Source organism: Pseudomonas sp. NY15372, from assembly GCF_048068215.1.
In the GTDB taxonomy this organism is placed as follows: Bacteria; Pseudomonadota; Gammaproteobacteria; order Pseudomonadales; family Pseudomonadaceae; genus Aquipseudomonas; species Aquipseudomonas guariconensis_A.
Map to the genome: position 1 here is coordinate 22,258 of NZ_JBLUPY010000029.1, position 22,564 is coordinate 44,821.

At 65.3% G+C, this 22,564-nt stretch carries 20 protein-coding genes and 1 pseudogene; 6 read left to right on the forward strand and 15 right to left on the reverse strand.

Annotation, left to right across the window (positions count from 1 at the left end):
* The first annotated feature begins 2 nt into the window (after positions 1-2).
* Together ACNFG0_RS17540 and ACNFG0_RS17545 are read left to right on the forward strand one after the other, a co-directional pair.
* On the forward strand, positions 3-437 hold the full coding sequence (locus tag ACNFG0_RS17540) for a TadE/TadG family type IV pilus assembly protein (protein WP_196146390.1): 435 nt from the start codon (positions 3-5) through the stop codon (positions 435-437).
* Positions 434-3,061 (forward strand): ATP-binding protein, encoded by a 2,628-nt coding sequence (locus ACNFG0_RS17545; RefSeq protein WP_416765816.1) that lies wholly within the window; start codon positions 434-436, stop codon positions 3,059-3,061. Before ACNFG0_RS17540 ends, ACNFG0_RS17545 begins: the two co-directional genes overlap by 4 nt.
* Here the strand turns inward: ACNFG0_RS17545 and ACNFG0_RS17550 are convergent.
* From ACNFG0_RS17550 to ACNFG0_RS17580, 7 genes are all read right to left on the reverse strand, one after another.
* The gene (locus ACNFG0_RS17550) at positions 3,046-4,986 is read right to left on the reverse strand and encodes a pilus assembly protein TadG-related protein (RefSeq protein ID WP_416765818.1); all 1,941 of its coding nucleotides are present in this window, start codon (positions 4,984-4,986) and stop codon (positions 3,046-3,048) included. The genes ACNFG0_RS17545 and ACNFG0_RS17550 overlap by 16 nt on opposite strands.
* Before the next feature lie 118 nt (positions 4,987-5,104).
* Positions 5,105-5,665: a DUF4136 domain-containing protein gene (locus ACNFG0_RS17555; protein ID WP_416765819.1), complete on the reverse strand. Its 561-nt coding sequence runs from the start codon at positions 5,663-5,665 to the stop codon at positions 5,105-5,107.
* A gap of 19 nt (positions 5,666-5,684) precedes the next feature.
* A complete protein-coding gene (locus ACNFG0_RS17560) occupies positions 5,685-6,320 on the reverse strand; it encodes a DUF4136 domain-containing protein (protein ID WP_416765821.1) in 636 nt (211 codons plus the stop codon).
* Between the two features lie 22 nt (positions 6,321-6,342).
* Positions 6,343-7,092, reverse strand: coding sequence for a methyltransferase domain-containing protein (locus ACNFG0_RS17565; RefSeq protein ID WP_196146394.1), 750 nt, complete (start codon positions 7,090-7,092; stop codon positions 6,343-6,345).
* The gene (locus ACNFG0_RS17570; protein ID WP_196146395.1) at positions 7,089-7,394 is read right to left on the reverse strand and encodes a MazG-like family protein; all 306 of its coding nucleotides are present in this window, start codon (positions 7,392-7,394) and stop codon (positions 7,089-7,091) included. The genes ACNFG0_RS17565 and ACNFG0_RS17570 overlap by 4 nt, the downstream gene beginning before the upstream one ends.
* 95 nt (positions 7,395-7,489) lie before the next feature.
* Positions 7,490-8,350, reverse strand: coding sequence for a MaoC family dehydratase (locus tag ACNFG0_RS17575; protein ID WP_416765823.1), 861 nt, complete (start codon positions 8,348-8,350; stop codon positions 7,490-7,492).
* A gap of 2 nt (positions 8,351-8,352) precedes the next feature.
* Positions 8,353-9,705 carry a 3-oxoacyl-ACP reductase gene (locus ACNFG0_RS17580; RefSeq protein ID WP_416765824.1) on the reverse strand — a complete coding sequence of 451 codons (1,353 nt, stop codon included), beginning with the start codon at positions 9,703-9,705 and terminating at the stop codon, positions 8,353-8,355.
* 220 nt (positions 9,706-9,925) lie between these two features.
* Here ACNFG0_RS17580 and ACNFG0_RS17585 point away from each other — a divergent pair, with 220 nt between their 5' ends.
* Positions 9,926-11,203, forward strand: a complete 1,278-nt coding sequence (locus ACNFG0_RS17585; protein WP_416765826.1) for an acetyl-CoA C-acetyltransferase — start codon at positions 9,926-9,928, stop codon at positions 11,201-11,203.
* A 171-nt stretch (positions 11,204-11,374) separates the two neighbouring features.
* Here ACNFG0_RS17585 and ACNFG0_RS17590 read toward each other — a convergent pair whose 3' ends face one another.
* The 5 genes and pseudogenes from ACNFG0_RS17590 to ACNFG0_RS17610 all read right to left on the reverse strand — a co-directional run bounded on the left by ACNFG0_RS17590 (position 11,375) and on the right by ACNFG0_RS17610 (position 16,812).
* On the reverse strand, positions 11,375-12,142 hold the full coding sequence (locus ACNFG0_RS17590) for a methyl-accepting chemotaxis protein (protein ID WP_416765836.1): 768 nt from the start codon (positions 12,140-12,142) through the stop codon (positions 11,375-11,377).
* A gap of 90 nt (positions 12,143-12,232) precedes the next feature.
* Positions 12,233-13,318, reverse strand: a pseudogene (locus ACNFG0_RS17595) (cache domain-containing protein); the annotation flags it as partial.
* A gap of 253 nt (positions 13,319-13,571) precedes the next feature.
* Positions 13,572-13,976, reverse strand: a complete 405-nt coding sequence (gene cueR / locus ACNFG0_RS17600; RefSeq protein WP_196146400.1) for a Cu(I)-responsive transcriptional regulator — start codon at positions 13,974-13,976, stop codon at positions 13,572-13,574.
* On the reverse strand, positions 13,973-16,372 hold the full coding sequence (locus tag ACNFG0_RS17605; RefSeq protein WP_416765828.1) for a heavy metal translocating P-type ATPase: 2,400 nt from the start codon (positions 16,370-16,372) through the stop codon (positions 13,973-13,975). The genes cueR and ACNFG0_RS17605 overlap by 4 nt, the downstream gene beginning before the upstream one ends.
* A 53-nt stretch (positions 16,373-16,425) precedes the next feature.
* The gene (locus tag ACNFG0_RS17610) at positions 16,426-16,812 is read right to left on the reverse strand and encodes a hypothetical protein (protein WP_196146402.1); all 387 of its coding nucleotides are present in this window, start codon (positions 16,810-16,812) and stop codon (positions 16,426-16,428) included.
* A 149-nt stretch (positions 16,813-16,961) separates the two neighbouring features.
* On the opposite strand from ACNFG0_RS17610, the gene ACNFG0_RS17615 reads away from it, so the two are divergent.
* Positions 16,962-17,159 carry a heavy-metal-associated domain-containing protein gene (locus ACNFG0_RS17615; RefSeq protein ID WP_196146403.1) on the forward strand — a complete coding sequence of 66 codons (198 nt, stop codon included), beginning with the start codon at positions 16,962-16,964 and terminating at the stop codon, positions 17,157-17,159.
* Between the two features lie 293 nt (positions 17,160-17,452).
* Positions 17,453-18,634 carry a multidrug effflux MFS transporter gene (locus tag ACNFG0_RS17620; protein ID WP_196146404.1) on the forward strand — a complete coding sequence of 394 codons (1,182 nt, stop codon included), beginning with the start codon at positions 17,453-17,455 and terminating at the stop codon, positions 18,632-18,634.
* On the opposite strand, the gene ACNFG0_RS17625 is transcribed toward ACNFG0_RS17620, so the two are convergent.
* The gene (locus ACNFG0_RS17625; RefSeq protein WP_416765830.1) at positions 18,585-18,782 is read right to left on the reverse strand and encodes a hypothetical protein; all 198 of its coding nucleotides are present in this window, start codon (positions 18,780-18,782) and stop codon (positions 18,585-18,587) included. The genes ACNFG0_RS17620 and ACNFG0_RS17625 overlap by 50 nt on opposite strands.
* 592 nt (positions 18,783-19,374) lie before the next feature.
* Between ACNFG0_RS17625 and ACNFG0_RS17630 the strand changes: the two genes are divergently transcribed.
* Positions 19,375-20,088, forward strand: coding sequence for an ArsR/SmtB family transcription factor (locus ACNFG0_RS17630; protein WP_196154854.1), 714 nt, complete (start codon positions 19,375-19,377; stop codon positions 20,086-20,088).
* A gap of 30 nt (positions 20,089-20,118) precedes the next feature.
* Here the strand turns inward: ACNFG0_RS17630 and ACNFG0_RS17635 are convergent, their stop codons facing one another.
* Positions 20,119-21,069 carry an adenosine deaminase gene (locus tag ACNFG0_RS17635; RefSeq protein WP_416765831.1) on the reverse strand — a complete coding sequence of 317 codons (951 nt, stop codon included), beginning with the start codon at positions 21,067-21,069 and terminating at the stop codon, positions 20,119-20,121.
* 95 nt (positions 21,070-21,164) lie between these two features.
* Positions 21,165-22,520: an 8-oxoguanine deaminase gene (locus tag ACNFG0_RS17640; RefSeq protein ID WP_196146408.1), complete on the reverse strand. Its 1,356-nt coding sequence runs from the start codon at positions 22,518-22,520 to the stop codon at positions 21,165-21,167.
* Positions 22,521-22,564 lie beyond the last annotated feature (44 nt).

The window sequence follows — 22,564 nt, forward strand, 5'->3', positions numbered from 1 at the left end:
ACATGAAAGCAAGCCTGGCGAGACGGCAAAAAGGCGCGGCAGCCATCGAGTTTGTCGCAGTCTTCATGGTGTTCTTCGCAGTGTTCTACGGATTGGTCAGCTACGCGCTGCCGATGCTCATGCTGCAGTCGTTCAACCAGGCCACCAGCGAGGCGGTACGCCGCTGCGTGGCGCTGGAGCCGGGCAGCGGCAGCGCTGGCTACGAGGCCCTGGCGCGCCAGGTGATTGACCAGCAACTGGCGTGGATGCCTGCGGCGCTGGGCTTCACTGCCGCCAGCCATGCGCGGGTGGCGTTGGTGGACAATCTGCTGACGGTCTCGATCGACTACCCCCGAGAGCAATTGACCAATGTGCTGCCGGTCCTGGTGCTGCCTGTGATAGGCGAAGTACCTCGATTGCCCGAGCACTTGCAGGCCGAAGCGAGCCTGCAACTGTGACGGGCCTGTTCGACCGCTGGCTGGGGACGCCGCCGCCGGCATCCGAGCCCGAGGTGCCCGCGGCGGTCGGCCTGCAGCTGTGGCTCGACCCGCAGGGCGCCGTGCTGCGGTTGTCCGGCCCCCTGCGTACGCTACTGGCATTGCCGCTCAAAGGGGGTGGCCGCGTGCACGACTACCTGGAGCGGCACAGCTGGCTGGTGCTCGAAGGGGAACCCGCAGACTGGCAAGGGCAACCGCTGGACTTGGATTTCCATACAGTCACCGGCCACCCGCTGCGCACCCGAGGCTGGCTTATGCGCCAAGGCGAGGGTTGGTTGCTGCAGCTGTTCGATATCGGTGACCTGCTGCTCGAAAGTGCCCACGCCAGGCAGGCCCAGGAGCACGCTCAGCTGGCGCTGGAGATTGGCCGTGCCGTGCGGGAGTGTAGCGAAGACCACTTGGTGCCCTGCGTCACCGAGCAACTGCAACAACTGGCCGAGCGTTGGCAGGTGCGGGCGCTGCGTGTGCTGTTGCACGAAGCCGCAGGTTGGCGCAGCTTCGCCGACAATGCGTGCGATTGGCCCTGGCCCGAGGATGCGCGCCTGCAACCCTGGCTGTCGGCTCCGCGCCTGGACGGTGTCGTTGCGCCTGAGTTGCTGGCGTTGTGCGGCGGCGTTTCGCTGAGTCTCCTGCCGTTTTGCGAAGGCCCGGATATCCAGGCCTGGTTGCTCTGTGCCGGCGGTACGATGCCCGGGGGCGAAGGCCCGAACAGGGTGTGGCATGCCCTGGCGCAGACGTTGCTGAGCCGCTACCGCCTTGCCCGGTTGCAACGCCAGGCCCACTACCTGGATGAGCTGCAGCAGCAGTTGGGAGCCGGTTGGTGGGCATGGTCGGCCGAAAGTGGCCTGCACCTGGACCCGATCTTGGCATCGCGCTTCGAGCTGCCCAGCCAGGCTGGGTTGGAACACTGGCTGGCTCGCCTGCACCCGGCCGATCGTGAGCCGGCGCAATTGGCCCTCGAGCAGGCCCGCAGCGGTGCGGATCTGAGCCTGAGCGTGCGAATACCGCAAGGCGACGAGCAGGCGGTGAGTTGGTTCCATTGGGTAGGGCGTTGGCAGAACCGCCAACTGCAAGGTTTTCTGCTCGACATCAGCGCACTCAAGGCCCAGGAGCTGCAGGCGGGCGCGGCCCGGGCACGCCTGGAAAACCTGATCGCCAGCTCGCCAGCGGTGATCTACATCCAGCGCTATGCCGAGGGCGCGCTGCACAGTGAATTCTTCAGCGCCAGCCTGATGCCTCTGCTCGGCTGGGCGATGGACAGCGAGCAGGCCCGCCAGCCGGGCCTGGCGGTTCACCCGCAGGACCGCCCGCTGTGGCTCGAGCGTACCCGCACCCTGCTGCGCGACGGCCAGGCCCGTTGCCGCTACCGGCTGTGCGACAACCTGGGCGGGTATCACTGGGTGCTGGACGAAGCGCGCCTGTTGCGCAATGACCTCGGCCAGCCGGTGGAGGTGGTCGGCCTGTGGCTGGACGTCACTGAGGCGACCGAGGCCGCCGAGCGGGTGCGCCAGAGCGAGGAACGCTATCGCGTGTTGGTAGAGGACTCCCCGGCGATGATCTGCCGCTACCGCCCGGACCTTGGCCTGGTGTTCGGCAATCGGCCCTTGGCCGATTACCTGCAATGCGCACCGGCCGACCTGGTGGGCATGAACCTGGGCCAGTGGCTGTCGGACGAGCAGCGCGAGGCATTCCTGGCACGCCTTGCGGCGCTGACCCCGGAGCACCCGGTGAGCAGCGCGGAGATCTGCCTGCAGTTGCCCGGCCGCGAGCATGCCTGGTGGGTTTGGGCCGACCGCGGGCTGTTCGACGAGCAGGGGCGGTTGTTGGAGATCCAGGCCGTGGGCCGCGACAACACCGAGGTGCGGCGCAGCCAGCGGCAATTGTTCCAAGGCGCCAAGATGGCCACCCTGGGCGAGCTGACCACCGGCTTGCTGCACGAGATCAACCAGCCGCTCAACGTGATGCGCATGGCCACCGCCAATGCGCTCAAGCGCCTGGAAAACGGCACGGCCGAGCCCGCTTATCTGCAAGACAAGCTGCACCGCATCGAGACGCAGATCGAACGCACCGCACGCCTGGTGGACCATATGCGCGTGTTCGGTCGCCGCTCGGAGATCGAACGCCAGTGCTTCGTCGCCTGGGGGGCAGTGGCCGAGGCGGCGGCGCTGCTGCAGGACAACCTGCGAGGCAAGGGAGTAGAGCTGCGCATCGAAGTGCCCGACGAGCAGCCTGCGGTGCTCGGGCATCAGGACCAGCTGGAGCAGGTGCTGATCAACCTGATGATCAATGCCCGCGACGCGTTGCTCGAACAGCGCCGGGGCGAGGCCTGGATCAGCATTCGCCAGACCGTGCAGCCCGGGGAGTTGTGCCTATGGGTAGAGGACAACGGCGGCGGTATCGACCCTCGGCTGTTGACCCGCATCTTCGAGCCGTTCTTCACCACCAAGCCGGCAGGGGTGGGGACCGGCTTGGGGTTGTCGGTGAGCTATGGGATTGTCGAAGGGATGGGCGGGAGCTTGAGTGTGGTTAACGGGGCGGAAGGGGCGTGTTTCAAGGTTTGTTTGCCGACTCACATCACCAGTTGAGCGTGGCCGCTGGAGCAGGTGAGGTTGGCGCCGACTTCGGCGTTGACCAGGTCGATGCCTAGTATTTTGAGCAGACTATTGACCAGCGGATCGACCAGCGGGCTCAGCAGGTTGCGAAGTATGGGCTCCAGGATGGCCCTGACGCCACCGAGCAGCGATGCAGCGCCTGTCAGGATATCCCCCAGGCCATTGCTGACGGTGGGTTTGTAAGCCTCCAGATGAATACCTTGCAGGGTTTCGCTCACACTCGCGACGATATGGTCATTGACGTTCGGAATAGCTTTGTAGGCAGGCGGGAGGCCGATGTCGGGAACCGAAGCCCCCGTAAAATCCAAGATTGTCCCTTCGTGACTTGCGCTCAAGATCTGGGTATCGATGCGTACTCCAATGCCGCCACCAACGCTGGGAACACGAGTCCCACACGTTGGAAACAGCCCAAGGATACTGGTACAGATATTGGTACCGATATCAATCAAGCGCAGGGCATCCACTGGAGTGTTCTCATCGTTGAGAAAATCCTCTGGAATCTTGCCAAGCGCCAGTTTTACCGCCGAACTCTGGTTGCTGGTCGTTAATCGTTTTGGGGCACAGCTGAATCCATCGGGTGGCGTCAGGACTCGGCTGCTTGCCTGCCCGACTTGCAAACCAATATCTACATGCAATTGATCGGGAACCAGCTTTATGTCGCTTACCTTGCACGGTACGCCCAGCGCACAGGTCAATGACGTGATCGTTCCGCGCAGGTCTAGCTTCAGCACATTGTTGAGCACATTGGTCAGGGGCGCTGCAAGGTCGGCCACGGCATTGATGAGCCCGATAATTGGATTGAGCAGGGGCAGGTCCAAAGACACGAGAGCCCGAATTTGAGCGGTGTGAATCTTTATTTCATCGACTCGGGGATCGCCGATTGCGGAAAACTGTTGGGGCTCGATGACTTTGACCCGCAGACGTGTATTGATCAGGCCGGGTGCATCACTTGTAAGATCAATACTCAAAGCGTGTTCGCTGGCGGCAGCCAACAACATGCTTTGAACGAGTTGAAGTAGCTGCACGCTCGTATCCAGGCCTGCACTGGCGGTGCCATTCTGGATAGCGAGTATGTCTCCGAGGTTCAGACCAGGTATATCGAGGGTCGCTGCTACGCGGCCCAAATCATCGGTAACTTTCGCTGTAGCATTGTTTTGTTTCAATACCTCCACGGCCGTGTGCAACAAGGTGGACAGTTGTGCATCGGTGCTCAGAACTTCCTGATAGTTTCCAATGTTCGCATTCAACTCGATGGCGCGTTGCTTCATATACTCAAGCACGTTGATCTGCGTATCGGCGATCCCTTGCCAGCTTGCCAGGTCCAGTTGCACATCGCTGCCAAGTGCTCGTAACAGGGCATTGAGCAAGGCGGAATGACGTGAGTCGAGCGTCAATAACGTGCTTTTGATGCTCAGCATGGCCTGAGGGGGCTGAGGTTTGGATGCAACTGCGCTGGCACGCAAGGTCGTCTTCATGGAAAGGTCGCCGCTTTCTACCAAAGCGAATACACCCGCTGCGACACTAGCCGGAACGGCCTTGTCCACTTCAACCTTGATCGCCTCGTTACGCGACGCATCAACGGTAAACGTTCGCAACTGGTCGGCACCGGTCTGCACATATCCACAACTGGCCACCAGTGGATTGGCGGCATCGTGGCCATTTCGCGTGGCGGCGGTGCGGGCGATGGTGGTGGCCTGGGGGCCGGTACCCGAGCACACGGCATTCTGCCCGGCGGCCTCCAACGCCGCCATGTCGGCAATCCGCTGCAACTTGCGCTGTTCCAGGTAGAGCCTGCCGCTGTCGACCACGAGCAACATGAACAGCAATGCCAAACCCAGGGTAAGGGCGGCCATCAGGCCGATCGCGCCGCGTTGGTGGGTAGCGGAATGAGGAACCACGGAGCACTCCTTTGCTGGCCTTGGGCCATGCAGCGCGGCGGCGGTGAAAGGAGTGTAGTAAAGGTGATAGCGAATTGCCTTGGTCTGGTGGTGGATGGTTGCTGGAGCGGCCCCTTGCTCAGCGGGGTGGATAGTTGGCCATCACCTGCGCGACGGTCTTCTGGATCGCGGCGTTGCGCTCCTGCGGGCTGGGTGGGTAGTTGTTCATGATCTGTTCGGCGCTGCCGCGCCAGACCAGCTTGCCATCGCGGCCGTCGAACAGGTCCACCTGGATGGTCGCCACCTTGTAGTCGACGCTGCGGGTTTCGTTGTACATCGGCCCGCCCCAATAGCCGCCCCAGTACCCACCCCAGGCGCCGCCATAGTGGGTGGTGATCTGCTGCTGGCGGTCCTCGACGATCAGATAGGTGCGCACCCGCACATCAGGCCGCGCGGTGCCCTGTACCGGGCGCAGGCCACGCTGGTCGAGCTGGCCGGCCACGGCCTGGCGAATGCGCTGCTCGGTCAGGTCGCTCTTGATCCGTGGGTCATCCGGGCGGTACTGCAGCGCCGGCTCCTGCCAGGCCCAACTGCGGTACGCGGCGAAATCGCGGCTGGCATCGAAGTCCTGGGTGACGTTGTTGTTGGCGCACGCGGCGAGCAGCAACGTGAAAGACAACAGGGCGAGGCGGGGCAACATGATGGTTCTCCGTTGAACGCTAGCTGGGAGGATAGCCGCTGAGCGCCTTGCTCACCGATGCGCGCAAGGCGTCTTCACGGGCCCGTGGCGAGTCCTTGCCGCTGTCACTTTCGGCACTGGCGCTCCACACCGGCTGGCCGTTGCGGGCATCGAACAGGTCGATGCGCACTACCATCACTTCCACTTCGTAGGTGCGTACCACCGGCACGCTGCCGTAGGCACCGTAGCCATTGTGGTAGCCGCCAAACCCGGCACTTCCATAAGGGTATGGGCCGTAATAGGGGTCGTAGTAATCGTAGTCGCGCACCTGGCGCAAGCGCCGTTCCAGGCGTACGTCGGCGCTGACCAGCAGGTCGGCGCTGGCGTTGTGGGCCGGGCGCAGGCCGTGCTGGTCGAGGGCGCCGCTGATGGCGTCGGCCAGTTGCGCCGGGTCGGTGCTGGCGCTGGCGTGGGGCAACTGGCCGTTGCGCCAGCTCCAGCTGCGATAGCGGCCATAGTCGCGCGGGGCGGTGGGGTAGGCGCTGGCGTCGAACGTGGTCGCGGCCTGGGGCGGCGCAGGCGGCAGCGGCCGGCTGCTGGCGACATAGGGGTTGCTGCCCTGGCACGCGGCCAAGGCCAGGGTGAACAGTGCCAGGCACAGTTGCGGGTACGGCATGCGGTCCTCCCGGTAAGCGGTGTCAGTGCGGGCGACAGATCCAATGCAGGTAGCGGCCCAGGCCGGCGAAACTGGGGTGACGGCGGTGCGCCAGTTCCATTTCCAGCAAATCGAGCAGCTCGGCCTTGGCTTGGAATTCCTTGGGCATATAGTCGTGGAACACCCGTACGCCACTTTCGCTTTCGACCTGCCACATGGGTTCAAGTTGCGCCTTGAGGTCCCGTGGATCAAGCGGTTTTTGCGGGGTCAGGCTCTGTTTCTCGCCCGCCAGGCGGTTGCTGCGCAGCTTGCGGAAATGGCCCTTGAGCAAGTTGCGGTAGACCAGCGCATCGCGGTTGTAGAAGGCCAGCGACAACCAGCCACCGGGGGCCGTCAGTTGGTGCAGCACTGGCAGGATGCTCTCGGGCTCTGCCAGCCATTCCAGCACGGCGTGGCACAGCACCACGTCGAACGGCTCGGTCAGCTGGCCGAGCAAGGACTGCCAGGGCGCCTGGATGAAGGTGGCCGCTTGGCCGGCCTCGGCAAAGCGTGCGCGGGCGCCTTCGAGCATGGGCGCGGCCGGTTCGGCCAGGGTCAGCTGGTGGCCGCGTTCGGCCAGCCACAGGGCCATGTGGCCCAGGCCCGCGCCGATATCGAGCACGCGCAGGGGGCGGTCGGGCAGGGCTTCGGCGAGATCGGCCTGGAGCACCGCCAGACGGATCGCACCCTTGGCTCCGCCGTAGATCTTCTCGGCGAAGCGGGTGGCCAGCTCATCGAAATGACGGTCGTTCATTTGGCGAAACGCCTCTCGCTGTCGGCCAGTTTGGCACGTACCACTTCGTTCATGTCCAGGCCCAACTCGCTGCACAGCAGCAACAGGTACAGGACGATGTCGCCGACTTCCTGGCCGGCGTGGGCGAGTGTTTCCGGGGGCAACTGGCGCGACTGGTCCTCGGTCAGCCATTGGAAGATCTCCACCAGTTCGGCCATCTCGACGCTGGCGGCCATGGCCAGGTTCTTCGGGCTGTGGAAGCCGCGCCAGTCGTTGTTGTCGCGGATCCGGTGCAGGCGGTCGGTCAGTTCTTGCAGATTCATTGGGGCTCTCCTGATGGCGTATAGCTTCGGGTGAGCGTGGGGGCAAAGCAAGGGGGATGGGCCGCTTTGCGGCCGATCGTGGGGCAAGTCCGCGCCTACAGAGGGGCGAGGGGGCGCCACTGGCCGAGCATGTGCAGCAGCCCGCCATGACCATCCAGGCGTAGCACCCCGGCAGGGCCGGCCTCGCTGGAACTGAGCACGACCTCCGACGGCAGGCGCACCGGTTTGCGGAAGTCCACCTCGAAGGCATAGCCGCTGGTGGGCAGGTGGCCCTGCAGCGCGGCCATCGCCATGGCCTGGGTCCACAGGCCATGGGCGATGGCCGCGGGGAAGCCAAACAGCCGGGCGCTGGCCGCGCCGAGGTGGATCGGGTTGTAGTCGCCACATACCTTGGCGTAGCGCCGGCCGATGTCGCCATCGGCGTACCAGCGCGTGACTTCGGGCAGATTGCCGGGCTCGAGATCCACGTCTTCTTCGGCCTGCCCTTCAAGGTGCAGGCCGCGTACCAGCATCCGGCTGGTTTCACGCCACAGCGGGCCGAGCACGTCCTGCGCTTCGGTCACCAAGTCGAAGGTGCCACCCTTGGGGTGCGGGCGCAGGTTGTCGGCATGAACCGAGAAACGCAGGCCATCGACCCCGCCCAGCGGGCGATGCACCTGGGTTTCATTATGCAAGTGCACCAGGCCGAGCAACGGGAAGGGGAAGTCAGGTGCAGTGAGCAACTGCAGCTGCAGGGTAAAGGCCATGACATGGGGATAGGTCGGCGGCAGGCGGCCGTGGTCGGGGTAGTGGCACAACCGACGGTAGGCAGACAGGTTGTCGGGCTGTACCCGTAGGAAGCAGCGCAGGCCGGCTTCGGGCAGGCGCTCGCCGCTGATCTTGCGCTTGGCCAAGGCTCGCAGGTAGAGGCTGGCGCGTGAATCGGGGCTGTGCAGGTCGTGCCACGGCCGTGTCATCGTCATGCTCCCATCAGTGCCTGGCCACAGACCCGCAGGACCTGGCCGTTGACCGCGCCGGTGCCGGGCTGGCTGAGCCAGGCCACGGCCTCGGCGACATCCTGCGGCATACCGCCCTGGCCCAGGGAGCTCAGGCGTCGCCCGGCCTCGCGCAGGCCCATGGGCATGGCTGCGGTCATGTGCGTTTCGATGAAACCGGGCGCCACGGCGTTGATGCTGCCGCCATGCTCGGCCAGCTTCGGCGCCCAGGCCTGAGCCAGGCCGATCAGGCCGGCCTTGCTCGCGGCGTAGTTGGCCTGGCCGCGGTTGCCGGCGATGCCGCTGACCGAGGCGAGCAGGGTGATGCGGGCGGCGTCATGCAGCTTGCCGGCCTCGAACAGAGCCTGGGTCAGTACCTGGGGCGCCTTGAGGTTGACGGCCATGACCGCATCCCAATAGTCGGGCGTCATGTTGGGCAGGGTCTTGTCCCGGGTGATACCGGCGTTGTGCACCACGATGTCGATGCCGTCAGGCAAGGCCTCGAGCAACTGCGCCGGGGCATCGGTTGCGCAGATGTCCAGGGCCAGGGCACGGCCACCGAGGCGGGCGGCGAGGGCGTCGAGGTCTTTCTGCGCTGCCGGTACGTCCAGCAGGGTGACCTCGGCGCCATCGCGGGCCAGGGTTTCGGCGATGGCTGCACCGATGCCGCGGGCGGCACCGGTGACCAATGCGCGGCGCCCGGCCAGCGGGCGGGTCCAGTCCTGCACCTGGGCGGCGCAGGGCGTCAGGCGCAGCACCTGGCCTGAGATGAACGCGCTGCGTGGTGACAGGAAGAAGCGCAAGGCGCCTTCGAGCTGGCTTTCGGCGCCCTCGTCGACATACAGCAGCTGCACGGTGGCACCGTTGCGCAGCTCCTTGCCCAGCGAGCGGCTGAAGCCTTCCAGGGCGCGCTGGGCCACGCTGGCCAGCGGGTCGTCGAGCTTTTCCGGAGCACGGCCAAGGATGACGACATGGGCGCACGGTGCCAGGCTGCGCAGCAGCGGCTGGAAGAATTCACGCAACTGACGCAGCGCATCGATGTCGGACAGGTGACTGGCGTCGAACACCACGGCCTTGACCTTCGGGCCTAGGCCTGCGACCCAGGGCTGGGCCTGCAGGCCGTCGCCGTTGAAGCTGTAGAAGGTGTCGGTCAGGCAGGGTGCGATGGCCTCGACCGTGGCAGCCAACGGCCCACCGCCCAGCACCAGGGCGCCTTCCACCGGGCGCAGGCGGCCTGCCTGCCAACGCTCCAGTGGCACCGGGCGTGGCAGGCCCAGGGTATCGACGAGACGCCGGCCCAAGGTGGAGTTGGCAAAGCCGAGATAGCGATCGCTCATGTACGGGTCTCCCTGAAGGCAAGCATGCAGTGTGGACCATCTTTATGTCAGGGTCGTTCGAACGCGGTAAAAACACCTAGTGTGTGTCTTTGAAATGCGTTCTCTTTTGGCCAGTGGCAACGCCGACCGGGCGCCCAAGACGCCGCCAAAAGTGAACAGCTTATTTCCGAGACAGGACACTAGACTGTACGGATCAAATTGTTTCAGGAGGAACATGGGCATGGCTTCACCTCGCCGGGTCGCGATCCTGGGCGGTAACCGGATCCCTTTCGCACGCTCCAATAGCGCCTACGCCAACGCCAGCAACCAGGCGATGCTCACCGCCGCGCTCGAAGGCCTCATCGAGCGCTATCGCCTGCATGGCCTGCGCCTGGGCGAGGTGGCTGCCGGCGCGGTGCTCAAGCATGCCCGGGACATGAACCTGACCCGCGAGTGCGTGCTGGGTTCGCGGCTTTCGGCGCAAACCCCGGCCTATGACGTCCAGCAGGCCTGCGGCACAGGCTTGGAGGCGGCGCTGCTGGTAGCCAACAAGATCGCCCTTGGGCAGATCGATTGCGGCATAGCCGGGGGCGTGGACACCACGTCCGACGCCCCGATCGCCATCAATGAAGGGTTGCGGCGCATTTTGCTGCGGGCCAACCGTGGCAAGCACCTGATACAGCGGCTGCAGCCTTTCCTCAAGTTGCGCCCGAAACACTTGAAACCCGAGCTGCCGCGCAACGAGGAGCCGCGCACGGGGCTGTCCATGGGCGAGCATTGCGAGCGCATGGCCCAAGCCTGGCAGATCGAGCGCCTCGAGCAGGACGAGCTGGCCCTGCAGAGCCATCGGCAGCTGCTGGCATCGTTCAACGAAGGCTGGCATGACGACCTGCTTACGCCCTACCTGGGGCTGGCGCGGGACAACAACCTGCGCCCGGACCTGACCCTGGAGCAGTTGGCCAAGCTCAAGCCGGTGTTCGACCGCAGCGGCTTGGGTACCCTGACGCCAGGCAACTCCACGCCGCTGACCGATGGCGCCTCGGTGGTGCTGCTCGGCAGCGAGCAGTGGGCGCAGGATCAAGGTTTGCCTGTGCTGGCCTATCTGGTCGATGGCGAAACCGCTGCGGTGGATTTCGTCACCGGGCAGGAGGGGTTGCTGATGGCCCCGGTGTATGCCGTGCCGCGCCTGTTGGCGCGCAACGGCCTGAGCCTGCAGGACTTCGACTACTACGAAATCCACGAAGCGTTCGCCGCCCAGGTGCTGTGTACGCTCAAAGCCTGGGAAGACGCGGCCTATTGCCGTGACCGCCTGGGGCTGGATGGGGCGCTGGGTAGCATCGACCGCAGCAAGCTCAATGTGAAGGGCAGTTCACTGGCGGCTGGGCACCCGTTCGCGGCGACCGGCGGGCGGATCCTGGCCAACATGGCCAAGTTGCTGGCCAAGGCGGGCAAGGGGCGGGGGCTGATCTCGATCTGCGCGGCGGGTGGGCAGGGGGTGACGGTCATCGTCGAGCGTTAGAGGCTGTCTCTATCGCCGGCAAGCCGGCTCCCACCAGGCCTGCGCTGTTTCAGAGCACCGCCGTACCTGTGGTAGCCGGCTTGTCGGCGATTGGGCCGGGACAAGCCATTCAAGACAGTGGCCCCCACAGGTACGACAGGGGGCCTGTGGGGGCGGTCGTGCTGGATGTGATCAGGTACGGAACCTGCGCACCAGGGCATCGAGCTCGTTGGACAGGCCCGCCAGGCTTTCGGAGTCCTTACGCGCGGCTTGGGCCAGTTCGGCCACCAGCTGTGCGTCGCCGTGGATCTGGCTGATATGCCGGTTGATGTCCTCGGCCACCTGGTGCTGCTCCTCGGCGGCAGTGGCGATCTGGGTGTTCATGTCGCGGATGATGTCCACCGACTCGCGGATCTGCCCGAAGCTGTCACGGGCCAGGCCAATGCGGCTGACCGATTGTTGCGAGACCTCGAGGCTGGCATGCATCTGCTCGGCCACCTGGGCGGTGCGTGAGGCCAGGTTGCCCAGCAGGCCGTCGATCTCTGCCGTGGAGTCGGCGGTGCGCTTGGCCAGGGCACGCACCTCGTCGGCCACCACCGCGAACCCACGGCCCTGCTCTCCGGCGCGGGCCGCCTCGATGGCGGCGTTGAGGGCCAGCAGGTTGGTCTGCTCGGCGATCGAGCGGATGGTGCCCAGGATGGACTGGATGGCGTTGCTGTCGCGTTCGAGCTGCTGGATCGACAGAGCCGACTGTTCGATCTCCTGGCTCAGGCGGTCGACACTCTGTACCGCCGCGTCGATCTGCTGCTGGCCTTCGCGAGCCTGCTGCTGGCCGCTGTCGGCAGAGTCGGCGGCCTGGCTGCACGAGCGGGCCACTTCGTTGGCGGTGGCGACCATCTCATGGAAGGCAGTGGAAACCATGTCCACCGCCTCGCGCTGACGCCCGGCGGCTTCGGCCATGTCGCCGGACACGCGGGTCGAGCTGCTGGAGGTGTGCAGGATCTGCCCGGCGGCCGTGCCGATGTGCTGGATCAGGTTGCGAATGGCTCCGAGGAATTGGTTGAACCAGCTGGCCAGCTGGGCGGTTTCGTCGCGCCCGCGGACTTCCAGGCTGCGGGTCAGGTCGCCCTCGCCCTGGGCGATGTCCTCCAGGCCGCTGGTGACGCTGTTGATCGGGCGTACGATCAGCTTGGCGAAGGCGGTGCCCACGGCCGCGAAGAGCACGGCCAGGGCCAGGGCGATGCCGCCGATCAGCCAGCTCAGGCGGGTGGTGGTCTGCATCACTTCGTCATGGCGGATCAGGCCGATGAAGGTCCAGCCCAGTTGCTCGTCCGGGTAGACGTTGGCCATGTAGTGTTCGCCGCCCAGCTCCACTTCCACCAGGCCCTTGCCGGCCTTGGCCAGGGCGGCGTAGCCGTCGCCGAAGCTGGCCAGTGATTTGAAGTTGTGGCTGGCATCGCGGGGGTCGACCATCACGTTGCCGTTGTTTTCCACCAGCATCAGGTAGCCGCTTTCGCCGAGCTTGATCTTCTTGACGATTTCGGTAAGGCCGTTGAGGGAAACATCGATGCTGACCACGCCACCGGGGTTGCCGAGCTGGTTGGCGATGGCGCGAACCGTGCCGACCAGCACCGTGTCGTCCGCTGCCCAGTAGTAGGCGCTGGTGCGTACGGTCTTGCCCGGGTTGGCCAGGGCCAACTGGTACCAGGGGCGCTGGCGAGGGTCGTAGTTGGCGAACTTCTGGCCGGCGGGCCAACCGACATAGCCGCCGTCGCTGACGCCGTAGGAGACGTAGGCGTAGTTGGGGTGGGCCTCGGCCAGCCGAGCGAAGAAGTCGAAGATCTGCTGGTCCTGCTCGCCCAGGGAGCTGCTCGGATTGGCGTCCATGTACTTGTTGAGCGTGCCGTCTGCAGCGGCCAACAGGGGCTGGGCAGCCAGATAGTCCAGGTTCTGGTCGATGCCCTGGAAGAAGATGTTCATCGCGTTGGCGACCTGGCGGATTTCCCGGCTGCTGTTGTCGAGGAAATCCTCGCGGGCTTCGCCGCGCAGGTTGAGGACTACCAATGTGGCTACGAGGACGATGGGCAGGCCGGCGATGACGGCGAAGGCCCAGGTCAGTTTCTGCTTGATGTTCATCCACGCTCCCGATCTTGTTCTTGTTCGTTGCTAGAGGCAGGTGATCTTTAGATCGGCAGCGGTGGGTTTTTTTATAGGCCGACGCCCCGTATTTATGGCATGAAGTCGTGTTTGGAGGTGGGTTGGTCGTGTTTGGTGGTGTCCGGCAGCGATTTCGCCGACAGCTGTGGGTGCGCTGTCCAGGTGGGAGCCGGCTTGTCGGCGACTAGGCCCGCCCAGACTGCACAAGACAGGTGCATAGGTTCGCGCCTGCTCAGTGACAACACCCCTTGCCTTCGGCCAGGTCCTTGAGGATCGGGCAGTCCGGCCGATCATCGCCCTGGCAGTGGGCGACCAGCTCCCCCAGGGTGTCGCGCAGGCTGACCAGCTCCTCGATTCGCCGGTTCAGCTCGTCGATGTGCTGCATGGCCAGCGCTTTCACATCGGCGCTGGCACGTTGGCGGTCCTGCCAAAGGGTGAGCAGCCGGGCTACTTCCTCCAGGGAAAAGCCCAGGTCGCGCGAGCGCTTGATGAACGCCAGGGTATGCAGGTCGTCGGCCTGGTACAGGCGGTAGCCGCTGTCGCTACGCAGGGCCGGCTTGAGCAGGCCGATGGACTCGTAGTAACGGATCATCTTGGTGCTGAGCCCGCTGCGGCGGGCGGCCTGGCCGATGTTCATGGATACTCCTGCCGGTGGTCGGTGGGTTTCCAGGTCTTCAGCCACAGGGCATTGCTCACCACGCTGACGCTGGACAGGGCCATGGCAGCGCCGGCCAGCACGGGGTTGAGCAGGCCGAAGGCGGCCAGGGGGATGCCGATCAGGTTGTAGATGAAGGCCCAGAACAGGTTCTGGCGGATCTTGGCGTAGGTCTTGCGGCTGATTTCCAGCGCAGCGGGTACCAGGCGCGGGTCGCCACGCATCAGGGTGATACCGGCAGCCTGCATGGCCACGTCGGTACCCGAGCCCATGGCGATGCCGATATCGGCGGCGGCCAGCGCCGGAGCGTCATTGATGCCATCGCCGACCATGGCCACCACGCCGTCGCGCTTGAGCGCGGCCACGGTGGCGGCCTTGTCGGCGGGCAGCACTTCGGCGTGTACGTCGTCGATGCCCAGGGCATTGGCCACGACCTGGGCGCTGCCGCGGTTGTCGCCGGTCAGCAGGTGGCTGCTGATGTGCTGTGCGTGCAACGCGGCGATGGCTTGGTCAGCACCGGGCTTGAGGCTGTCGCCGAACGCGAACAGGCCCAGCACCTGCGGTTGCGGTGCGCGCTCGATCAGCCACGACAAGGTGCGACCTTCAGCCTCCCAGGTTTGCGCCCAGCGGGCCAGCTCGCCCGCTTGCAGGCCGCTCTCCTCGAGCAGGCGACGGTTGCCCAGGGCCAGTTCACGACCCTCGACGTGCCCGGCGATGCCACGGCCAGTGAGGGACTGGCTGTTGGTTACCTGCGGCACCTGCAGGCCCTGCTCTGCGCAGGCGTCGAGCACGGCTTTGGCCAAGGGGTGTTCGCTGCCGCGTTGCAAGGCCCCGGCGAGGCGATGCAGGTCGCCCGTGTTGCCGTCCACCGCCTGGCTGTGTACCACCCGCGGGCTGCCGGAGGTGAGGGTACCGGTCTTGTCGAAGACCACCCGGTTGACGGCATGGGCACGCTCCAGCGCTTCGGCGTCCTTGATCAGGATGCCGTGGCGGGCGGCGACACCGGTACCGGCCATGATCGCCGCCGGGGTCGCCAGGCCGAGCGCGCAAGGGCAGGCAATCACTAGCACGGCGACGGCATTGATCAAGGCGGTTTCAAGCGGTGCCCCGGCCAGCCACCAGCCGAGCAAGGTGGCCAAGGCCAGCACCAGTACCGCCGGGACGAACACTTGGCTGACCCGGTCTACCAGTTTCTGAATCGGCGCCTTGGCCGCCTGGGCGTCCTCGACCAAGCGAATGATGCGCGCCAGTACGGTTTCGGTACCCAGGGCCTGAGTGCGCACCAGCAGGCGACCTTCGCCATTGATGGCCCCGCCGGTGACCGGGTCGCCGGGGTGCTTGGGCACAGGCAGGCTTTCCCCGCTGATCAGCGCCTCGTCGGCATGGCTGCTGCCTTCGAGCACCTCGCCATCGACCGGGAAGCGTTCGCCAGGCTTGACCAGGACCAGGTCGCCCAGGCGCAGCTGGCTGATCGCGACGTCTTCCTCGCGGCCGTCGACCATGCGCAGGGCACGCTCGGGGCGCAGTGCCTCGAGGGCGCGGATGGCGCTGGCGGTCTGGCGCTTGGCCCGGCTTTCCAGGTACTTGCCCAGCAGTACCAGGGCGATGACCACTGCGCTGGCCTCGAAGTACAGGTGCGGCGCCATGCCCGCCGAATCCCGGGCCCATTCATACAGGCTCAGGCCGTAACCGGCGCTGGTGCCCAGGGCGACCAGCAGGTCCATGTTGCCGGTACCGGCGCGCACGGCTTTCCAGGCGGCGACGTAGAAGCGTGCACCGAGTACGAACTGCACCGGCGTGGCCAGCAGGAACTGCACCCAGGCCGGCAGCATCCAGTGCAGGCCGAACGGCTGGACGATCATCGGCAGCACCAGCGGCAGGGCCAACAGCAGCGCTGCGCCGACCGCCAGGCGCTCGTTGCGCAGGCGGCGCTGGGCGTCGGTCTGGTCCTCGCGGGTGGCCTCGGGCAGGCTGGCGCTGTAGCCGGCTTTTTCCACCGCCGCGATCAGCAGGCTGTCGTCCAGTGCCGTTAGCACGTCGAGGTGGGCGCGTTCGCTGGCCAGGTTGACGCTGACCTGCTCGACCCCCGGCAGCTTGCCCAGGGCGCGTTCGACGCGGCCCACGCAGCTGGCGCAGGTCATGCCGCCGATCTGCAGCTCGACGGTGCGGGTGGGGACGCCGTAGCCGGCCCCGCGGACTGCATCGACCAGGGCGGGCAGGCTGTCGGCCGGGGCCTGGACCCGGGCCTGTTCGGTGGCGAGGTTGACGCTGACTTGTTCAGCGCCGGTGACCTTGCGCAGGGCGCGCTCGACGCGGCCAGCACAGCTGGCGCAGGTCATGCCGGAGATCGGCAGGTCGAACGTGGTAGGTGCGGACATGGGCTCTCCTCCTTGGACAGGCCTTCAGCATCAACCTTGCCACGTGGGTAAGGTCAATAGCCGAGACCCGCGCGCTTGAGCTGGAGGCCATCATGGCCCATGGCAATGCGGTACTTGCTGATCTGCCCGGCTTGCAGGGTCAGGCGGGTGCTGCGTTGGTTTTCGATGCCCGGGGCGCAGCCTGGCACCTGGCCGGGCAATAGGCGCAGGCGTACGTCCACCGGCCCTGGCGGCAGGTTGAACGAGGTCGCTTGCTCCTGGAACAGGCGACCGGAGAGCTGGTCGTTGAGGTAGATACCTATTTCGCAATTGGTGGCGACTTCCAGGCGCTCCCGGGAAATGATCAGCACGCTGTAGTCCGAATTGCCCTCGGCGCTGGCCGGTGGTACCGCGGCCAATGCCCCCAGCAGCCCAACCAGGCCCAATGCTGCCCTGAACATGAAGAATCTCCTGCTTGCCAGATCGTCAAAGGCGCAGCTTGGCCGAGCCGCGCGCGGATTTCCACCCCGGCCGGTTCGGTCAATACTTGACCTTGCCATGATGGCAAGCTTGAGACTGCTACCAATTCCCCTGAATGGAGCAAGACCCAATGCATGTATTCAACGTTCAAGGCATGACCTGCGGCCATTGCGTCAAGGCGGTGACCCGTGCGGTGCAGGAGCAGGACGGCGCTGCCCAGGTGGATGTCGACCTGGCCGCGAGGCAAGTGAGGGTGCACAGCCGCCTGGCGGCCGAGCAGATCGTGGCGGCGATTCGTGAAGAGGGCTACCAGGCCGAGGTGGCCTGAGGTCGAGGCGTAGTCCTTGCCATGAGTTGCGGCAGCAGGATCGCCCAATCGCGGGACAAGCCCGCTCCCACAGAGCACCCAAGCTTTCGGGCTGCGCTGTCGTGCAGAGAATAAATGGCTAGTGGGAGCGGGCTTGTCCCGCGATTAGGCCGGGCCTGATGACACCATCGCCTGGCAAGGGCTGGGTGATCTCCCGCTAGCGCTTGGGCCTGCAATTATTACAAAGGTTTTCATACTGACAGCGTTCGGTGCAGGTACACTTACGCATTTGCTTAGCCTGCTATGGATTTCTGATGAACCTGCGAATTGTGTTGATCCTGGGCGCCCTCAGTGCGTTCGGGCCCTTGGCGATCGACTTCTACCTGCCTGCCTTCCCCGCCATGGCGCATGCCTTCGCCACGGACGAACGACACGTCCAGACCACCCTGGCCGCCTATTTCCTCGGCCTGTCCCTGGGCCAACTGGCCTATGGCCCGGTGGCTGACCGTTTCGGCCGGCGCAAACCCCTGCTATTCGGCATAACCCTCTTTACCCTGGCCTCGCTGGCCTGCGCCTATGCACCGAACCTCGATACGCTGATCCTTGCGCGCTTCGTGCAGGCGTTGGGCGGCTGCGCAGGAATGGTGCTGTCGCGCGCCATTGTCAGCGACAAGTGCGACGCGGTGGCATCGGCCAAGGTGTTCTCGCAACTGATGCTGGTGATGGGGCTCGCGCCGATCCTGGCGCCGATGCTGGGCGGGGTGCTGGTCAACCTGGCGGGCTGGCAGTCGATCTTCCTGGCCTTGGGCCTGTTCAGCGCGGCCTGCCTGCTGGCCGTGAGCCTCGGGTTGCCGGAAAGCCTGCCGGCAGACACGCCACGCCAACCGCTGTCCGGTGCTTTGCGCCAGTACCTGCGCTTGCTGGGCGACCGGGTTTTCCTGGGCCATGCATTGACCGGCGGCATCGCCATTGCGGGCATGTTCGCCTACATCGCCGGCTCGCCCTTCGTGTTCATCAAGCTGTATGACGTGCCGGCTGAACACTATGGCTGGCTGTTCGGCACCAATGCCGCAGGCTTCATTCTCATGGCTCAGGTCAACGCACGTTTGTTGGCCAAGCGCGGCCCGGCCTTCCTGCTGGCACGGGCGGTGTGGTTGTACCTGGCGGCAGCACTTGTGCTGCTGACCATGGCGGCGCTACGCCCAGCGCAGCTGTGGCCGCTACTGGTGCCGCTGTTCGTGTGCATCGCAAGCCTGGGTTGTATCATCCCCAACGCGTCGGCCTGCGCCATGAGCGGTCAGGGCGGCCGCGCCGGCAGCGCCTCGGCATTGATGGGCTGCCTGCAGTTCAGCGTCGCGGCGGGCGCGGCGGCACTGGTGGGTGTGCTGCACGACGGTAGTGCAGTGCCCATGGCCCTGGTGATCAGCCTGTGCGGCGCACTGGTGGTCAGTGTGGCAATGTTGACTCGACGCTTGCAGGCCAGGCGTTCGGCGTAAGGGTATGGGGAGCCTGCAGGCGGCTTTCCAGCGTGGCGACGAACAGGCGCGCCTCGGCTTCGCTGCGAAAACTCACCACATGCTGGTCGAGCCGGACCTGCCACGGGCAGTTGGGATTGCGGTTCGACGTAGTGACGACAATCTTCATCGCGGCATTCCTCCGGTGGGTGGGAGCCGCTGAAGTGTAGCGCCACCCTTTGCCTGCGCCATGTGCTGGCGCAGCTGTTCTGACTGGCGGTCGTACCTTCTGTCCGCCTGCCTCCGGCCTGTGGATAAGGCCCTGTTGCAGGAGATGGCGAAACCTTCGCTTTGGCTTGCCATATTTGAGGAAGGCTGGTGTCGGCATTGTCCTCCGACGCTTCGCTTTCACGAGGGCATTCAGGTGTGGTGCGGTCTCGCGGCGCCGGGGGGCCCGGCGATGTTGGCGGGGCTGCTTGCCGATAAGCCTTGGGCCTGATGGTGGGGCGAGGGTCAGCCAACCCCGGCCTGTCTTGGCCTGTAAAGCCGCGCCGCGGCGCAGGCGCACGGGCTAGAGCGCCTTATACTGGCTGCCGCGGCCAATGCCAGCGAGAGATACTTCCCTGCCAGGGAATGGCAAGTGAGGAGTTTCTTCGAGCGTGACTGGAATGCCTCGCCTATCGCGAACACCAGCGCCCGAAATCCAATTACGCCATTTCCGAGGGGCATTCCCGCTGCGCCGGTTGGCCACGGAACCAGACGTGATCATCCAGGGAGTTGAAATGAAAGCAGTCAGCAGTATTGCCCAGATCGCCGGCCTGATGGCCGACCCCAAGCGCAGCGCCATGTTATGGGCGTTGATCGATGGCATACCTCGCCCGGCCGATGAGCTGGCCGTGATGACCGGGCTGACCTCGTCATCGGCTTGTGCCCATCTTTCATTGCTGTCCTCGGCCGGCCTGCTGAGGCTGGAGTCGCGCGGCCGGAAACGCTACTTCCGCCTGGCTACGCCGGAAGTCGGTGCGGCGGTCGAGGCCCTGGCCAGTGTGCGACTCGAGCGCCGGGGCCAGCGCAGCGGGCAGACGACTTCGCTGCAGGTACCCTTGTCCATGCGCAGGGCTCGACGTTGTGGCGACCACCTCGGTGGCGAACTGGCGGCCGAGCTCTACCATCGCCTGATCGTGGCAGGATGGCTGGAGGGTAGCCAGGAGCATCCGCGGGTCACTGCAGAGGGGCGCGCGCAGCTGGCTGCCATCGGCGTCTTCATCGAAGCGCTGGCGCCCGGGGAGCGACACGGTTGCGCGATCTGCCATTGCAACGAGTGGAGCGACCAGGGCCCGCACCTGGGCGGCAAACTGGGAAATGCACTGTTCAGGTTGTTCATGCAATCGGGGTGGCTGCGTGAACAGGAAGCGTCGCGGGCTTTGCAGATTTCCGCGATGGGTATCCAAAATATCAACCGCATTGCCCGTCTGCCGTCCTTGCAGGTGGGCTAGGCCGAACCTGCAAGGTGCCATAGGCGATCATCAACGTACTAGGCGTGCGTCCAGGCTGTTTTGTGCCAGGCGCCGGGCCTGGTCCTGGGTCATGCCCAGGTGGGTGTGCAGGGCGTGGAAGTTCTCGGTGACGTAGCCACCGAAATAGGCAGGGTCGTCGGAGTTGACCGTTACCTTCACGCCGCGCTCGAGCATGTCGAGGATGTTGTGCTGGCCCATGTGCTCGAACACGCAGAGCTTGGTGTTCGAGAGCGGGCAGACAGTCAGCGGGATCTGCTCGTCGATGATGCGTTGCATCAGGCGTTCGTCTTCGATGGCGCGTACGCCATGGTCGATACGCTGGACCTTCAGCAGGTCGATGGCCTCCCAGATGTACTCGGGCGGGCCTTCCTCGCCGGCGTGGGCCACGGTCAGGAAGCCTTCGCTGCGGGCTCGATCGAAGACGCGCTGGAACTTGCTGGGCGGGTGGCCTTTCTCGGAGCTGTCCAGGCCCACGGCGACGAAGGCATCACGGAAGGGCAGGGCCTGGTCGAGGGTCTTTTGCGCTTCTTCTTCGCTCAGGTGGCGCAGGAAGCTCAGGATCAACCCGCTGCCGATGCCCAGTTGCTCGCGACCATCCTTAAGGGCCTGGCGGATGCCGTCGAGCACCACTTCGAAGGGGATGCCCCGGTCGGTGTGGGTCTGTGGGTCGAAGAAGGGTTCGGTATGAATGACGTTCTGGGCCTTGCAGCGTTGCAGGTAGGCCCAGGTCAGGTCGTAGAAGTCCTGCTCGGTGCGCAGGACATCGGCGCCTTGGTAATAGAGGTCGAGAAATTCCTGCAGGTTGTTGAAAGCGTAGGCGCTGCGCAGGGTTTCAACGTCCGCCCAGGGCAAGGCGATCTTGTTGCGCTCGGCCAGGGCGAACAGCAGCTCGGGCTCCAGGGAGCCTTCCAGGTGCATGTGCAGTTCAGCCTTGGGCAAGGCGTTGAGCCAGTCATACATGTGTGCAATCTCGGTCAGGTACGGTTACCGACATTCTACAGGGGCTGGCCCGATGCATGGGAAAAGGGCTGCCGGGCAGCCCTTTCCTGTTTGGATCAACCGGCGATCAGCTGGGCCGCCGCCTGGCGGTGGTCGGCGATCAGGCCTTGTACGTCCAAGCCTTCGATCTGCCCGTCGATGACACGCCACTGGCCGCCGACCATGACCCGGTCGGCACGGTCGGCGCCGCACAACAACAGGGCCGAAAGAGGATCATGGCTGCCTGAGAAGCGTAGTTCGTCGAGCTTGAACAGGGCTAGGTCGGCCTGTTTGCCGACGGCCAGCTCGCCGATGTCGCTGCGCCCCAGCAGGCGTGCCGAACCGCGGGTGGCCCAGCCCAGGGCGCGTTCAGGGGTGATCTGCTCGGCACCGTAGCGCAGGCGTTGCAGGTACAGGGCTTGGCGCGCCTCAAGGATCATGTTCGACGCATCGTTGGAAGCCGAGCCGTCGACACCCAGGCCCACGGGTGCGCCTGCCGTTTCCAGTTCCACGGTTGGACAGATGCCCGACGCCAGGCGCATGTTCGAGCTCGGGCAGTGGCAGATACCGGTTCCGGCCTGGCCCAGGCGGGTGATTTCCTCGGGGTTGAAATGAATGCCGTGGGCCAGCCAGGTGCGTGGGCCGAGCCAGCCTACGCTGTCCAGGTAGTCCACCGTGCGCAGGCCGAAACGCTGCAGGCAGAAGTCCTCTTCATCGAGGGTCTCGGCCAGGTGGGTATGCAGGCGTACGTCGAGTTCTTCGGCGAGGGTGGCACTGGCGCGCATGATCTCGGGCGTGACCGAGAAGGGCGAGCAGGGCGCCAGGGCGATCTGGATGTGGGCGCCATCGCCGCGCTCGTGGTAGCTGTGGATAAGCCGTTGGCTGTCGGCGAGGATCACTTCGCCTTCCTGCACCGTCTGTTGCGGTGGCAGGCCGCCATCGGCTTCGCCCAGGCTCATGGAGCCGCGGGTCAGCATGGCGCGCATGCCCAGTTTGCGCACGGCCTCGACCTGCACGTCGATGGCGTTGTCCAGGCCGGTCGGGAACAGGTAGTGGTGGTCCGCTGCGGTGGTGCAGCCCGACAGCAGCAGCTCCGCCAGGGCGACCTGGCTGGCCAGTTCCAACTTGGCTGGGGTGAGCCGTGCCCAGACCGGGTAGAGGGTCTTGAGCCAGGGGAACAACGGCTGGTTGACCACCGGCGCCCAGGCGCGGGTGAGGGTCTGATAGAAATGGTGGTGGGTGTTGATCAGGCCTGGCAGTACTACATGCTCGCGCGCGTCGAAGACGTGGTCGCAAGGCGTGCTGGGGCTTTCGCCAAGGGCGAGCAGTTGGGTAATACGGCCGTCTTCGATGACCAGGCCACCACGGGCGTCGGCGCCGTTGGCGGTGAAGATGGCAAGAGGGGATTTCAACCAGATGCGGGTCGCAGGCATGGTGCCGGCTCCTCTGAAAGTGGGTTCAGGTTAGCCAGCTCAGT

Excerpts from the sequence above, each read along its gene's own strand:
- ACNFG0_RS17540 (WP_196146390.1), top strand. The coding sequence starts at position 3 with ATGAAAGCAAGCCTGGCGAGACGGCAAAAAGGCGCGGCAGCCATCGAG.
- ACNFG0_RS17555 (WP_416765819.1), bottom strand. The coding sequence starts at position 5,665 with ATGTTGCCCCGCCTCGCCCTGTTGTCTTTCACGTTGCTGCTCGCCGCG.
- ACNFG0_RS17560 (WP_416765821.1), bottom strand. The coding sequence starts at position 6,320 with ATGCCGTACCCGCAACTGTGCCTGGCACTGTTCACCCTGGCCTTGGCC.
- ACNFG0_RS17565 (WP_196146394.1), bottom strand. The coding sequence starts at position 7,092 with ATGAACGACCGTCATTTCGATGAGCTGGCCACCCGCTTCGCCGAGAAG.
- ACNFG0_RS17570 (WP_196146395.1), bottom strand. The coding sequence starts at position 7,394 with ATGAATCTGCAAGAACTGACCGACCGCCTGCACCGGATCCGCGACAAC.
- ACNFG0_RS17575 (WP_416765823.1), bottom strand. The coding sequence starts at position 8,350 with ATGACACGGCCGTGGCACGACCTGCACAGCCCCGATTCACGCGCCAGC.
- ACNFG0_RS17580 (WP_416765824.1), bottom strand. The coding sequence starts at position 9,705 with ATGAGCGATCGCTATCTCGGCTTTGCCAACTCCACCTTGGGCCGGCGT.
- ACNFG0_RS17585 (WP_416765826.1), top strand. The coding sequence starts at position 9,926 with ATGGCTTCACCTCGCCGGGTCGCGATCCTGGGCGGTAACCGGATCCCT.
- ACNFG0_RS17590 (WP_416765836.1), bottom strand. The coding sequence starts at position 12,142 with ATGGCCGAAGCCGCCGGGCGTCAGCGCGAGGCGGTGGACATGGTTTCC.
- cueR (WP_196146400.1), bottom strand. The coding sequence starts at position 13,976 with ATGAACATCGGCCAGGCCGCCCGCCGCAGCGGGCTCAGCACCAAGATG.
- ACNFG0_RS17605 (WP_416765828.1), bottom strand. The coding sequence starts at position 16,372 with ATGTCCGCACCTACCACGTTCGACCTGCCGATCTCCGGCATGACCTGC.
- ACNFG0_RS17610 (WP_196146402.1), bottom strand. The coding sequence starts at position 16,812 with ATGTTCAGGGCAGCATTGGGCCTGGTTGGGCTGCTGGGGGCATTGGCC.
- ACNFG0_RS17615 (WP_196146403.1), top strand. The coding sequence starts at position 16,962 with ATGCATGTATTCAACGTTCAAGGCATGACCTGCGGCCATTGCGTCAAG.
- ACNFG0_RS17620 (WP_196146404.1), top strand. The coding sequence starts at position 17,453 with ATGAACCTGCGAATTGTGTTGATCCTGGGCGCCCTCAGTGCGTTCGGG.
- ACNFG0_RS17625 (WP_416765830.1), bottom strand. The coding sequence starts at position 18,782 with ATGAAGATTGTCGTCACTACGTCGAACCGCAATCCCAACTGCCCGTGG.
- ACNFG0_RS17630 (WP_196154854.1), top strand. The coding sequence starts at position 19,375 with ATGAAAGCAGTCAGCAGTATTGCCCAGATCGCCGGCCTGATGGCCGAC.
- ACNFG0_RS17635 (WP_416765831.1), bottom strand. The coding sequence starts at position 21,069 with ATGTATGACTGGCTCAACGCCTTGCCCAAGGCTGAACTGCACATGCAC.
- ACNFG0_RS17640 (WP_196146408.1), bottom strand. The coding sequence starts at position 22,520 with ATGCCTGCGACCCGCATCTGGTTGAAATCCCCTCTTGCCATCTTCACC.